The 13,330-nt window shown below is 71.2% G+C and carries 12 protein-coding genes; 7 read left to right on the plus strand and 5 right to left on the minus strand.

Features of this window, described 5'->3' with window-relative positions:
• Window positions 1-566 precede the first annotated feature (566 nt).
• From D7W81_RS33175 to D7W81_RS33185, 3 genes are all read left to right on the plus strand, one after another.
• The gene (locus D7W81_RS33175) at window positions 567-2,978 is read left to right on the plus strand and encodes an RCC1 domain-containing protein (RefSeq protein WP_244227580.1); all 2,412 of its coding nucleotides are present in this window, start codon (window positions 567-569) and stop codon (window positions 2,976-2,978) included.
• 68 nt (window positions 2,979-3,046) lie between these two features.
• Window positions 3,047-5,317: an RCC1 domain-containing protein gene (locus D7W81_RS33180; protein WP_120559415.1), complete on the plus strand. Its 2,271-nt coding sequence runs from the start codon at window positions 3,047-3,049 to the stop codon at window positions 5,315-5,317.
• Window positions 5,318-5,440: 123 nt separating this feature from the next.
• Window positions 5,441-5,812, plus strand: coding sequence for a hypothetical protein (locus tag D7W81_RS33185; protein WP_120559416.1), 372 nt, complete (start codon window positions 5,441-5,443; stop codon window positions 5,810-5,812).
• Window positions 5,813-5,911: 99 nt separating this feature from the next.
• Here D7W81_RS33185 and D7W81_RS33190 read toward each other — a convergent pair whose 3' ends face one another.
• Window positions 5,912-6,334 (minus strand): STAS/SEC14 domain-containing protein, encoded by a 423-nt coding sequence (locus D7W81_RS33190; protein ID WP_120559417.1) that lies wholly within the window; start codon window positions 6,332-6,334, stop codon window positions 5,912-5,914.
• Between the two features lie 167 nt (window positions 6,335-6,501).
• On the opposite strand from D7W81_RS33190, the gene D7W81_RS33195 reads away from it, so the two are divergent.
• Entirely contained in the window at window positions 6,502-7,185 is a 684-nt protein-coding gene (locus D7W81_RS33195; protein ID WP_120559418.1) for a hypothetical protein, read from the plus strand.
• Between the two features lie 25 nt (window positions 7,186-7,210).
• On the opposite strand, the gene D7W81_RS33200 is transcribed toward D7W81_RS33195, so the two are convergent.
• Window positions 7,211-7,633, minus strand: a complete 423-nt coding sequence (locus D7W81_RS33200; RefSeq protein WP_120559419.1) for a SpoIIAA family protein — start codon at window positions 7,631-7,633, stop codon at window positions 7,211-7,213.
• A 308-nt stretch (window positions 7,634-7,941) separates the two neighbouring features.
• On the opposite strand from D7W81_RS33200, the gene D7W81_RS33205 reads away from it, so the two are divergent.
• The 3 genes from D7W81_RS33205 to D7W81_RS33215 all read left to right on the plus strand — a co-directional run bounded on the left by D7W81_RS33205 (window position 7,942) and on the right by D7W81_RS33215 (window position 11,179).
• Entirely contained in the window at window positions 7,942-8,895 is a 954-nt protein-coding gene (locus D7W81_RS33205) for an ArsA family ATPase (protein WP_120559420.1), read from the plus strand.
• The gene (locus tag D7W81_RS33210) at window positions 8,892-10,001 is read left to right on the plus strand and encodes an ArsA family ATPase (RefSeq protein ID WP_120559421.1); all 1,110 of its coding nucleotides are present in this window, start codon (window positions 8,892-8,894) and stop codon (window positions 9,999-10,001) included. The genes D7W81_RS33205 and D7W81_RS33210 overlap by 4 nt, the downstream gene beginning before the upstream one ends.
• A 125-nt stretch (window positions 10,002-10,126) precedes the next feature.
• Window positions 10,127-11,179, plus strand: a complete 1,053-nt coding sequence (locus D7W81_RS33215) for a CBS domain-containing protein (protein ID WP_120559422.1) — start codon at window positions 10,127-10,129, stop codon at window positions 11,177-11,179.
• A 57-nt stretch (window positions 11,180-11,236) separates the two neighbouring features.
• On the opposite strand, the gene D7W81_RS33220 is transcribed toward D7W81_RS33215, so the two are convergent.
• From D7W81_RS33220 to D7W81_RS33230, 3 genes are all read right to left on the minus strand, one after another.
• A complete protein-coding gene (locus D7W81_RS33220; protein WP_120559423.1) occupies window positions 11,237-12,046 on the minus strand; it encodes a Rieske (2Fe-2S) protein in 810 nt (269 codons plus the stop codon).
• Window positions 12,043-12,615: a YceI family protein gene (locus tag D7W81_RS33225; protein ID WP_120559424.1), complete on the minus strand. Its 573-nt coding sequence runs from the start codon at window positions 12,613-12,615 to the stop codon at window positions 12,043-12,045. The genes D7W81_RS33220 and D7W81_RS33225 overlap by 4 nt, the downstream gene beginning before the upstream one ends.
• Before the next feature lie 76 nt (window positions 12,616-12,691).
• The coding region (locus D7W81_RS33230) for a hypothetical protein (RefSeq protein ID WP_120559425.1) at window positions 12,692-13,330 on the minus strand (639 nt) is incomplete at its 5' end.

Below are 13,330 nucleotides of genomic sequence, written 5' to 3' on the forward strand. Positions count from 1 at the left end.
CCTGGGACCCCCGCCACCCGAGTCCCCCGGGACCAACGGGGTGCCACCGCCGGTCAATGGCTGTCACTCCCGGAGGCCGTGCGCACCGTGAGCGTTGGGGTGTTTCACAAAGCTTCCATGACTTGCTTGTTTCCCTTCAGTCATCAACCCGGTGCGTCACCCCATTGGCCCCCTCTTCCAGGCCGTGAGCCGAGAGGGATGACGAATCCTGTCACCGCGCGGGTCCGCCGCGACTGACACGCATTCCACCCGCCAGTCATTGCAAACCCAGACATTGACAGGCTTTCGCAGAAGCCAATAAAAGGCGTGACAGTTCTTCACCCGCTGGCGCTGTTCCTTTCGTAGCTGGCAGCACACCAGACATCCGCCGAGGGCCGGGAGGTCTCCCCGGGTCGGCGTAGGCCTGTCCACCCCCCCTGTTCTTCCGTGACGTCCCCCGGCCGTGCTCGCTCCGAGCGCGGCACGGGAAACGTGTCTCCGGGCTCCGGCCCGGGCACGTGAGGCCGGCGTGTGCCCGGCGCGAGTCATTGGCCTTTTTCCCTGTCTGCCTTCCCAAGGAGTGTCGAATGAGAACGTCTCCCCGTTGGTTCCGGTCGCGCGGCATGCTGGGCGCGCTGCTGCTGTCGCTGTCGTCTCCGTGGGTGGCCGGATGTAGTTCGGGCACCGAGGCGCCGGGCCCCTCCGCGCCTTCCGAGCAGACGCAAGCGCAGGTCACCGTCTCCATTGGCGCCCGGGACCTGTACGCCGAGGCCGTGAAGGGCCGGGTGTCCGCGCAGGCCTTCAGCTACGCGGACGTCGCCAGCATCCGCATCGACGTCTACGACGTCTCCTCCGGGTCCAAGGTTCCTCTCTTCAAGAACTTCGACCTCTTCACCTCCGCCGAGGCCTGGACCGGCAAGCTGCCCTTCCTTCCCAAGGCCAAGGCCCTGCTCTTCGAGGCCCGCGCGTCCAGCGCGTCCGGCGCTCCGCTCTTCTCCGGCTCGCTCAACGCCACCCTCAACCTCGACTTCCAGACCGTCACCATCCCCCTGGCCTCGTCCACCAACGGCGCCAACATCTCCATCCCCCGCATCAAGAAGATCAGCATCCCCTCCGCCTTCGCCTCCGCGCAGTCGGGCAACATCACCTTCTTCGTGGAAGCGAACGTCGGCGAAGCGCTCACCTACTCCATCGCCTCCACGCCCGCGGCAGGCAGTGGCAGCTTCTCGCCCACCACGGGCGGCATCACCCTGCTGAACACGGCGGGCGCGTTCGTCTCGCAGTACACGCCGCCCACCGTCTCCACCGAGACGACCTTCAGCCACACCGTCACGGTGACGAATCCGGCCGGACACTCCATCAGCACGACGTTCACCACGAAGGTGATGCCCCCGGAGACCAGCAGCGGCGTCATCGACACGTCCGTCGCCGTGCTCTTCAACCCCGTCATCAATGGCCTGAATGCCCAGCGCACCGGCACGGACGTGAAGTTCACGGCCACCGTCGCGGATGACACGCCCGAGGAGGCGCTGACCTACGCGTGGACCTTCACGCCGTCGGCCGGCACCACGCCGGAGCCGCTGCCTGGGTTCACCACGCAGACGAACCCCTCCACGCTCCAGCACTACGCCACCACGCTGCAGGGCGACCTGAAGCTCTCCGTCACCGACACGAACAACGGCACCACCACCCTCAACTACAAGCTCACGCCGGGCCAGTTCCCGGATGAGCCCGTGGCCCAGGGGCCGCTCGACGGCATCAACACCATCCGCGGTGGCGGTGCGCACACCTGCGCGATGCTGAATGACGGCTCGGTGCGCTGCTGGGGCCTTGGCAGCTTCGGGCAGCTGGGCTACGCGAGCAGCAACAACCTGGGTGACGCTCCGGCGCGCCTGCCGTACCTGGCAGGCCCGGTGAACCTGATTGGCAAGGCCACCAAGCTGACCACGGGCAACAACCACACCTGTGCCCTGCTGAGCACGGGCGACGTGCGCTGCTGGGGCCAGAACACCTTCGGGCAGCTGGGTTACAACAGCACGCAGAACATCGGTGACGGCGAGCCCGTCATCGACGCGGGCTATGTGAACCTGGGCGGCCCCGCCATCCGCATCGCCGCGGGCGGTGACCACACCTGCGCGGTGATGGCCACCGGCAGCGTGCGCTGCTGGGGCCGTGGCACCTACGGTCAGCTGGGCTACGGGAACAAGGAAGACATCGGTGACAACGAGCAGCCGTGGAAGGCGGGCGACGTGAACCTGGGCGGCGCCACCGCCACGGACATCACCGCCGGTGCCGCGCATACCTGCGCCCTGCTCTCCACCGGGAAGATGCTGTGCTGGGGCCGCAACAACCTGGCGCAGCTCGGTTATACGCACCTCCAGGACATCGGTGACACCGAGACTCCGGCCGGCCAGGTCGCCTTCGAGCCCGGTGGCCCCGTGGCGCAGATCAGCGCGGGTGCCTACTCCACCTGCGCACTCCAGAAGTCCGGCGGCATCATCTGCTGGGGAAGCAACGTCAACTGGCAGCTGGGGACGGGCCCGAACACCGGCAACACGTCCTACGTCCCGTGGTGCGCTGAATACGGCGGCTCGGCGTTCTGCTACTACAAGACCCTCGCGAGCCAGACGGCCGTCACCCTGGGCGTGGGGCTGACCGCCCTCCAGGTGTCGTCGGGCTCTGAGCACGTCTGCGCCCTGGTCTCCAACGGCAGCGTGCGGTGCTGGGGTGGCAACAGCCACGGCCAGCTCGGCTACAGCACCGCCGTGCCCACCAACACGGTGCTGGGCACGCCGGGTGGCGCGGTGGACCTGGACGGCGCGACGGCCTACCAGGTCAACGCCTCCTTCGGACAGCACACCTGCGCACTGCTCTCCACGGGTAAGGCGCGCTGCTGGGGCCGGGGCAACTCCGGTCAGCTCGGCTACGGCAACACCAACCATATCGGCGACAACGAGCTGCCCTTCGGCGACATCCAGCTCCTGCCCCCGACGCCGTAGTTCCTGAACACCCGCGGGCGCCCGGTACACGCCGGGCGCCCGCTTCGCTTTTTCCTTCCGTGTGAGCCATGACGAAGCCAGCCCTCGCGTTCCTCCTCCTGTGCCTCACCGTCGCGTGCACGTCGCCGACGACGGGCCCAGCCACGCCGGAGCCCACGGCTTCCGTCACCTTCACCGTCTCCACGGACAGCACCGGCGCCCAATCCCAGACGCGGCGCGCGCTGGGCTTCTCCTTCGCGGACGTGGCGCGGATCCGCATCGACGTGGAGGACGCGGCCAGCCACAGCGCGCTGTTCACGAACTTCGACCTGGTGCCCTCCCCCTCCGGGTGGTCCGGCACGATGCCGTCCCTGCCTCGCCACCGTTCCCTCACGTTCATCGCCCGGGCCTACAGCGGCGTTGATGTCCTCCTCTTCCAGGGCAGCACCACGCAGACGCTCGTCGCGGACCGGGAGAGCGTGGCCATCACGCTGGCGCCCTCCAACGACGGCGCGCCCATCACCCTGCCCCGCATCCCCCGCATCCAGATTCCCGGCGAGCTCGTCTTCGGCCAGCCCGCCACCCTCACCTTCTTCGTCGAGGCCACCTCCGGCGAAGCCCTCACGTTCACGCTCACCCCCTCCACCGGCGGCGGCTCCTTCATCCCCTCCAGCGGGACGTTCACGCTCACCGGCACCTCCGGCGCCTTCGTCTCCCGCTACCTGCCCCTCTTCGGCATCCCCAGCCCGACCGACTACACGCACTCGCTCACCGTCACGAACCCGGCGGGGCACTCGGTCAGCACCTCGTTCGTGACGCGCGTCCTTCCGGCGGACCTGTCCACGGACTCGCTGGGCACCACCGTGCGCGTGCTCTTCAACCCCGTCATCCAGGGGCTGGCCGCGTCCCGCCTCGCTGGGACCTCCGACGTCGCGTGGTCCGCCTCCGTGTCGGATGATCAGCCGTCCCGCACGCTCGACTACGCGTGGAGCTTCACCCCGGACGCCCCCGTGACGCCCGCGCCGGGCTTCACCACCCAGGCCAACCCCACCGTCCTCCAGCACTACGCCCCCTCGCTCCAGGGCCGGCTCCTCCTCCAGGTCACCGACGCCGCCGGAGCCCGCACCACCGCCTCCTACCGCCTGGGCGCGCAGCAGTTCCCAGACGCTCCCGTCCAGACCGGCGGCCCCACCGACGTCGCCCAGCTTCGCACTGGCGACAGTCACACCTGCGCGCTCCTCAACGACGGCTCCGTGCGCTGCTTCGGCAGCGGCGCGCAGGGCCGGCTTGGCTACACCGGCACCGCCAACATCGGTGACGACGAGACGCCCGCGTCGAAGGGCCCCGTGCCCCTCGCTCCCGGGGAGAAGGCCGTGCAGCTGGCCGCCGGCCTGGGCCACACCTGTGCCCTGCTCTCCACGGGCCGCGTGCGCTGCTGGGGCGCGAATGCCTTTGGACAACTGGGCCTGGGCCACCCGCGCGCCATCGGTGACGATGAGCCCATCGCCAGCGTGGGCACCGTGGACCTGGGCGGCGCCCGCGCGCTGCGCATCACGGCGGGCGCCAACCACACCTGTGCCCTGCTCACCTCCGGCCACGCGCGCTGCTGGGGCGACAACACCCACGGCCAGCTGGGCCTGGGCCACACCGACACCCTGGGCGACAACGAACCTCCGCCCACCACCGACGTCCCCGTCGGCGCCCCCGTGCAGGACCTGGTCGCGGGCGGTGACCACACCTGTGCCCTGCTCTTCTCCGGCCGCCCGCGCTGCTGGGGCGCCAACACCTATGGGCAACTGGGTTACAGCCGTGACGACGATGTCGGTGACACCGAGTTACCGTCGTCAGCCGGTGACGTGGACCTGGGCGGCACCGCCGTGCAGCTCACCCTGGGCGCGAACCACACCTGCGCCCTGCTGGACACCGGCGCCGTGCGCTGCTGGGGCGCCAACGCCTTCGGCCAGGTGGGCAATGGCAACCCGGACTACGCCACGCCCCTGACCGCGGTGGCGCTCGGGTCCGGCCTTCGCGCGGTCCAGGTCGCCGCCGGGGCCCAGCACACCTGCGCCCTGCTCGAGTCCGGCCAGCTCCAGTGCTGGGGCAACGGCGCCCGGGGACGGCTGGGCCATGCCAACACGCGCTCCCTGTCCGCGCCCGGCACGGTCTTCATCGACGTGGGCGGCGCCCCTGCCACGTCCATCACCGCGGGCGGCCAGCACACCTGCACCGTGCTCTCCACCGGCCGCGCGCTGTGCTGGGGCTTCAACACCTCGGGACAGCTGGGTTACGGCCACGTGCGCGCCATCGGCGATGACGAGGCACCCGCGCTCGCCGGGGGCATCCTCCTCGTGTCGCCCTGACACCGCTCACGGGAGGGCCTTGATGCCTGGCTGCCTGCCCTCCAGGCCCAGGCGGGTGCTTCCGGAGCAGGTTGCCGGACACCGGGGGCGATGAAGAACCTCCGTTGACGGAGGAGCTTCCTCATGGCCGACAACGACACCACGCATCCCGCACCCCAACAGCCCGCCGAGGATTTCTACGGCCGTCCCACGGATCCGCGACAAGGCGGCGACGAGGAGGATGCCGAGCGCAAGGCCCGCCGTGAGCGGACCGAGGCCGACGAGAAGGGCATCCGCCCCCGCACCGAGGCGGACGTGGACGACGCCGACGACCGCGACCTGCGCCTCCGCGACGCCAGCGGCCTGCATCCGTACGACCCGCGCGAGCGCGCGCCAGGGGCCTCGTTGGACGACATGCCGGATGGCGACGGGCCCCGCAGCGACGCGGGCACCAACCCGGTGTCCGACGTGTACCGCTACGGCCACCCGGACCGCATGCCGGACCGCGAGCGCTGAGGGCCTTCCGCCGCCTGAAAACACCACGGGCCAGGACCCGGGCTTCCCGCCCTGGCCTGGCCCTTCGTCACGTCCGGAGTCCGGCGTTGTCCGCGGCGCTCAGCCCACGCGGCGCGGGGCGTGGTCCAGGCGGTGGGCGTCCACCCACGCGTCCGCCTGCGCCATCGTGTCCACGAAGACCGTGTCGAAGCTGGCCGCGTGGCCCGTGAGCAGCATGGCCACGGACATCGCCTTGCCCACCACCCGCTGCGTCAGGTCCGAGCCCACGTACACCACCGAGCGCATCCACTCCGCGCGCACGTTGTTGGCCAGGTACTTGCGGGACTCGGCCGGCAGCTCCGACCCGGGCACCTCCGCCACCAGGTAGAACGGCCCCTGCGCCGCCATCTCCTCGTAGACCCGCAGCACCCACTTCGCGTCCTGCAATCCCACGACGCCCGTGTACTTCGTGTGCAACACGTCCGGCGCCGTCATGCGGATCCGATGCGCGCCACACGTCCACTCGCGAATCTGTTGCTCCATGCGGTCCTCCCCCCGGCTGCTGGAACGAACCCTACGCCTGACCCCGCTACCCCAGGGAAGCGCCCCGGCGTAAACCTGCCCTTTGGGACGGGCTCCGCGTGTCCATTGGATGTCAGACCCCCTCTGTACTGTGTACCCATTCCGACAGCCTTCCAGAGGGGGAAATCATGACGGAAACCCGTGAACTGCCGCGTGTCTCGGTGAACAAGCTGGGCGAGTACCTGGTCGCCACGCCCGCCCGCCGCAAGCGCATCATCCACGACCAGAAGCACCCGCCGGATGCCCAGTACCTGCGCTATCCGGAGGCGTCCCAGGCCATCACGGACTTCCTCTGCCGGGGCCTGGACCTCAACGTGCTCCGGGAGTCCCAGCGCCGGTTCGCCTGCGCGGTGCCGCAGACGGAGTTCGAGGCGCAGCGCATGCAGCTGTGCTCGGAAGCGCTGGAGCGCTTCGCGGACCTGGTGCCCTGGCTGGATTTGGACGACGCCATCATCAGCGCGGTGGGCGCGGAGCCGCCCGTGCTGGAGATGGCCGGCGTCACCATCAGCGTGCGCCCGGAGGTGGTGGTGCAGCGGCTGGACAAGCAGGGCAACCCGCGCGTGGGGTTGATGAAGCTCTACTTCTCCAAGACGCACCCGTTGGATGAACGGAGCGGTCAGTACATCGGCACGCTGTTGCAGCGCTTCGCGGAACAGCACCTGTGCCGGCTGGGCCCGGCGGACCACCGGCTGATGACCGTGGTGGACGTGTTCGCGGGCTCGCTGTTCGTCGCGCCGCGCGCGCACATCCGCCGGCTGGGGGACGTGGTGCTCGCGTGCGAGGAGATCGCCGAGCGCTGGGCCGTCCACTGACGGGGGCCGGACGCCGGCCCGCGCTTCAGCCCGGAGCCGCTTCCCGACGGCGCCGGTGGGCTTCCAGCCACGCGCGGGCCTGGGCCTCCGAGTCCATGAACTCCGCCTCCAGCTTCGTGTCGCGGATGAAGTTGAGCGCCACCACGAGCGCGCGCAGCACCTCGCGATGCGTGCGCTTGGCGCCGAAGAAGACGGCCGCGCGGAACCACGTGGTGCTCACGTGTTCAGCCAGGTACTTGCGCGGCGCGACGGACAGCCCCTCGGAGCTGCTCAGGTCCACGACAAGGTACAGGGGCTTCTCCGGGCTCGCCCCCAGCTCGCGGAACACGTCCACCAGCGCCCGCACGTCCGTCTCTGAAAACGCTCCCCGGACCTTGATCCAGAGGATGTCGGAGGCCTCCAGCGAGACACGCTGTGTCCCGAAGACCCACTCCCGCAGCACCGCCATGCCCTCTCCCACGCAGAGGGCCTCAGGGTACCCAGAATCCGGGGGGCGTCACCAGTCCGTGACCCCTTCTTTCCAGGGGTTGGGCGCGTGACAACCCGGCGGGTCGGGTCCGGGGCACACCGCGTGTGTCACGCCAAGGTCAGCGCGGACAGGGCCCCCCTCCGGGGTCCGGACGGAAAGCCGCTATGCTCCGGGGGTGGGCGGCCAGGCGGACGGCCGCTCCAGGGCGCATCTCCGGCCGGTTGTCGGGACGCGCTTCCTTGCTCACTGTGAAGGGTCGCGCTGCTGGCGCGGAGGATGGGAGCCTGGTGCTGGAGTCCTTGTGGAGCAGACGCGCCGTGCTCGTGTCGGGCAAGGGCGGCGTGGGCAAGACGACGCTCTCCGCAGCGCTGGCGGTGGCAGCGGCGCGCGCGGGCCGGCCGGTGCTGCTGGCGGAGCTGTCCCCGGACGAGGGCGGCCCGTCCACGCTCGCGAGCCTGGTGGGCGTGAAGGAGGCCGGGGCCCGCGTGGTGCCAGCGGGACAGAACCTGTCCTTCGTGCGCCTGTCGGCCCAGGAGGGACACCGGCTGTTCCTGGAGGAGACGCTGCCCGTGAAGTGGCTGGCGGAGGCCGCGCTGCGCTCGAGGGCGCTGCGGCGCTTCCTGGAGGCAGGCCCCGCGCTGAAGGAGATGGGGCTGATGTTCCAGCTCCTCTCGCTCGTGCGCCGCACGCACTCCGACGGCCAGCGGGTGCACCCGCTCACGGTGGTGGACCTGCCCGCCACGGGCCATGCGCTGGCGCTGGCGACGCTGCCCCGCAGCATCCTGTCCCTGATGCCGGGCGGGCCGGTGGGCCGCGCGGTTCGCGAGGGGCTGGACCTGCTCCAGGACCCGGCACGCACGGGCGTGGTGGTCACCACCCTGCCGGAGCCCCTGCCGGTGAGCGAGACGCTGGCGCTGGTGGGCGAGCTGAAGGACGTGGGCCTGCCCCTGTCCGCCGCGGTGCTCAACCGCATGCCGGAGGACCCCTTCACGCCGGAGTCGCGCGCGGCGCTGGAGCGGCTGTTGGAGACGCACGGGCCGCACCAGGGGCAGCGGGCGCTGGAGCGGCTGGAGCGCGCGAGGGAAGCGCGGCAGCGGCTGGCGGCGGGCCTGTCCGTGCCACACTGGGGCATGCCGGAGCTGGCGCTGACGGGCATGGCGCTGGTGGAGCGGTTGGCGGAGCTGCTGGAGTCCACACTCGAAGGGGCCGCGTCCCGCGGCGGCCGGGAGGCCACGCCATGAACCTGGACGGACTGCTGCGCGACAAGCGGATCATCGTGCTGTGCGGCGCGGGTGGCGTGGGCAAGACGACCACGGCGGCGGCGCTGGGCGTGGCCGCGGCCCGGGCGGGGCGCAAGGTGCTGGTGCTCACCATCGACCCGGCGCGGCGGCTGGCGGAGGCCATGGGGCTGAAGGAGAACGGCGCGGAGCCCACCACCGTGCCCCCGGAGCGCCTGTACGCGGACGGCCCGCGCGGCGAGGGCCGGCTGGACGTGTGGATGCTGGAGCCGCGCATCGTCTTCGAGCGCATGGTGCGCCGGCTGTCCGCCACGGAGAGCGCCGCGCGCGCCATCCTGGAGCACCGCCTGTACCGCTTCCTGTCGGAGCTGGTCGCGGGCGTGCAGGAGTACGCCGCCGCGGAGGCGCTGGACACCTTCCTCGCGGAGGGCCACTACGACCTCATCCTCCTGGACACCCCGCCCAGCCGCCATGCGCTGGACTTCCTGGAGGCCCCAGGCCGGCTGTCGCGCTTCCTGGATGACCGGGTCATCTCCCTCTTCGGTCCGGATTCGGGCCGCCCGGGCCGGCTGTGGCAGGGCGCGCAGGCGCTGGTGGGCAAGGTGCTGGACGGCATCTTCGGCGGCGGCTTCACGCAGGAGATGCGCTCCTTCGTCGGCGCCTTCGGAGGCCTGTTCGCCGGCATCCGCCTGCACGCGGACCGGCTGCGGGAGCACCTGTCGTCGAAGGACGCGGCGTTCCTGCTCGTCACGTCACCGGAGGCCGCCGCGCTGCGTGAGGCCGCGTTCTTCCAGGAGGCGCTCCAGGCGAAGGGGTTGCCCTTCGCGGGCTACGTGCTCAACCGCAGCTGGGCGCGCGAGGACGGCCTGGCCCCGGCCGCCGACCTGAAGCCGCACGCGAGCAACGCCGCGGACACGGACGCCGTCATTGGGCTGGAGCGGCTGGCGGGCGTGGAGGACGCGCGCGCGAAGGCCCACCGCTCGCTGCTGGCCCGGCTGGCAGAAGGGCTGCCCCGGGGCGCGCTGGCCATCGCCGCGCCGGACGCGGGCGCGGACCTGGAGGACTTCCGGGGACTGGTGCACCTGGGCGACGCGCTCACCGTCGCCTGACGTCCCGCGAGGGTTGCCTCGCGCGTCAGAGCGGACGGGCGAGCGGCGCCGCACCTGCACGGCTGGAGCTTTGCGCGTCCGGGCCCGCTTCCCATGTTCGCAAGTCGAGGAGGCTTGCGACGCACATGGGCACCAAGGACTACAACAACGGAAACGGCAGGCATGACCTGGGGCGCGCGGACATCTCCACGCCTCCCACCGACGCGATGGCCACGCACCGCTCGCCGGACGTGGCACCGCCGGGCTCGCGCGAGCGCTCGGAGTCCGACGTGAGCGGTTGGACCCCCGGGCGCGACGAGGCGCCCGCCAACCGCCAGGGGCGCTTCCACCGCGCCGCCGCGTGGCGTCTGGCCCGGGTGCGCACGGACATGGACGACACCGGCACCTGGAAGGCGGACCGCGAGGGGGAGCGCGACGGCGGCACCGCCGGGCCCTATGGCCGCGATGACCGGGACCCGCGCTACGCCAACGGCGCCGGCCCCGTGCGCACCCAGGGCGAGGACACCGTCCAGGAGATGCCCGAACAGCGCGCCAGCTTCCGCGAGTGGGACCGCACGGGCTACGGCGGCCCGGAGCCCCTCCTGCGCCACCGCACCGCCCGTCCCGCGTCACGCGAGGACGCACGCCTGCGCGAGCGGCTGGCCCCGCAGCGGGAGGAGTCCTTCCCGTTGGACCCGCGGCTCCGGGAGTCCCGCGACGCGTCCGGCACGTCCCGCCGGTGGAAGCGCGAGCCGCTCACCGCCCGCGACATCATGACCCGCCAGGTGCGCACCGCCCGCCGCGACAGCACCCTGCGCGAGGTGGCGCAGCTGATGCGCGACGAGGACTGCGGCGTGGTGCCCATCGTGGACGCGGAAGGGCGGCTCCTGGGGCTCGTCACGGACCGCGACCTCGCGCTGCGCGCCTTCACCGGCCAGCGCGCCGTGGACGGCCTGCGCGCGGCGGACGTGATGACGGAGGAGGTGGAGGCGGTGCTGCCAGAGGAGGACCTGCACGGCGTCATCGAGCTGATGGGCCGCCGTCAGGTGCGCCGCGTCCCCGTGGTGGAGCCCGACGACCGGCTCGTGGGCATCATCGCGCTGGGGGACGTGGCCAGCCGCGCGGACCAGGACGAGGAGCTCCAGGAGGCGCTGGAGCGCATCTCCTCGCGGCGCTCGTTCTGGAGCCGGCTGCGCTGAAGAAAGACGCGTGGAGACGGGAGGCGCGGCAGGGCCTCCCGTCGTCCCTTCGCGGCTTCAGGCGATGGTGACGACCACGCCGGTCGCGTCCGCCGTCGCGGTGAACGTCTTGAGGTTCACCGTCGCCGCGCCTCCGGGCTCGACCACGCCCGTCTTGCTGAACGTGGACGCGTGGCACGGGCAGAGCAGCTCGTTGATGCTCGACTCGAAGCCCACCTCGCAGCCCTGGTGGGTGCAGACGGAGTCCACCGCGGAGTAGGTGCCGTCCTCCAGCTTGAAGACGAAGATGGTCTTGCCGTAGCCGGTGGGGTTGCCGCTCACCATGCCGCCCGCGTTCTGCAGGTCCGGGAACTCGGCGAACGTGAGCGTCACCTTGCCGTCAATCACCGACGGGAAGTTGTCGCTGCCAGCCTTGAGGTTGATGCTCAGCACCTGCGTGCCCGCGTTGTACGTGGCCACGTACGTCTTGAGCGCCACCGTGGCGGGCTCCTGCGTCACCTTGCCCGTCGCCACGTCGAACTTCGACAGGTGGCAGGGGCACACGGCCTCCGTCCCATCGAAGCCCATGGGGCAGCCCACGTGGGTGCACGTGGCGGACAGCACCGCGTAGGTGTCCGCGGACGGGTGCACCACCAGCAGGTTCTCCTGCCCGGAGCCCCCCGGGAAGCGCAGCGTCACCGACCCGCCCGTGCGGGACAGGTCCGGGTAGCGCGGCACCACCAGCGCCACGAGGCCGTCCGCGCCGGGCGCGGGAACGTCCAGCACCGGCGAGGGGTCGATGTTGGGCGCGCACGCGGGCGGCAGGCCCGCGACCACCACGCCCGTGCCCAACAGCTTCTTGAAGAAGTCGCGACGCGACGAGCTCACGTGCCCTCCGAGAAGACGAGGTGCGGCTCCAGCACCAGCTCGTCTTCCACCTTCACGAGCAGCAGCGTGGGCCGTTCGATGTTGTAGCCCTCCAGGCTGATCTTGAAGGACCCGTCCGCCGTCACCTGCTTCGCGGAGTCGAACTTCACCGTCATGGGGATCTCCACGTCCTTCGTCACGCCGTGGAAGGTGAGCTTGCCCTTGAGGGTCACGGGCACGCTGGCGGGGAACGTGGTGGGCGTCTTCACGCCGGTGCCCACGGCCTTCACCTCCACCAGCGGGAACTTCGCGGCCTCCGTGACCTCCAGCATGTGCGTGTCGCGGTTGGAGTTCTGCGAGTCGAAGTCCTTCACCTGCGCGCGCACGGCCACCTGGAGCGTGCCGTCCGGCTTCAGCACGGCCTTGCCCTCGCTGGGGGCGGCCTTGCCGGACACGGTGTGCATCTTGTGGATGAGCTTGTAGGTGAGCGAGCTGGCGTCCTTCTTCACCGAGTACATCTTCGCGTTCTGCGCGGCGGCGGGCAGCGCGAGCAGCAGGGCAGCGGACAGAACGAGTCGTCGAGCAATCACGGCGTCCTCCAGAGGGGATACGTCTTGCCTCCGCACAACGGCCGGCGCGCGGAGACATTCACGACAGGGGGTCACGTCAGAAGGTGAGCGTCACGATGCCCGCGGCGACGCAGCCCAACGTGGCATAGCCCACCACCTGGTGCGCGGTGGCGTACTTCGGCTCCGTGATTTCGCCGTAGCTGTGGGTGGCCAGGATGCCCAGCACCGCCTGGGCAATCATCCCGGCGGTGGCCAGGCTCATGAAGATCTTGTGGAACGTCACGGTGTCCCACTGGAACTCACGCTCCACGGGGTCCGGCGCCAGCAGGCCCAGCGTGCCCACCGTGGCGAACAGCAGCGACGTGCCGATGACGACGCCCCGGTGCCACGCGAGCAGCGACCGGTCATCCCCGCCGCCCGTGAACGAGCGGCTGAACTGGATCTGCCCCAGCACGGTGGCCGCGGTGAGGCCGCCCGCCATGGCCAGGCCCAGGCCCTGGTGCAGCTTGAGCATGGTGCGGCGCGTCTCCAGGTCCTTCTGGAGGTTGGGGTCCAGCAGGCCCGCGGAGGCCTCCGCCTCCGGCGTGAGCAGGTCGAAGTCCAGGCTGGGCTCGGACGACGGGGTGGCGCCGGAGTCCTGCGTCGCGGGGGCGCTCGGCTCCTGCGTGGCGGACACCGGCGGCGTGACGTCCGGCGTCACCGGCTGCGGGGCGGCGGGGGCGGTCTCCTGCGCCTG

Origin of the sequence: Corallococcus aberystwythensis (assembly GCF_003612165.1) — a bacterium.
In the GTDB taxonomy this organism is placed as follows: domain Bacteria; phylum Myxococcota; class Myxococcia; order Myxococcales; family Myxococcaceae; genus Corallococcus; species Corallococcus aberystwythensis.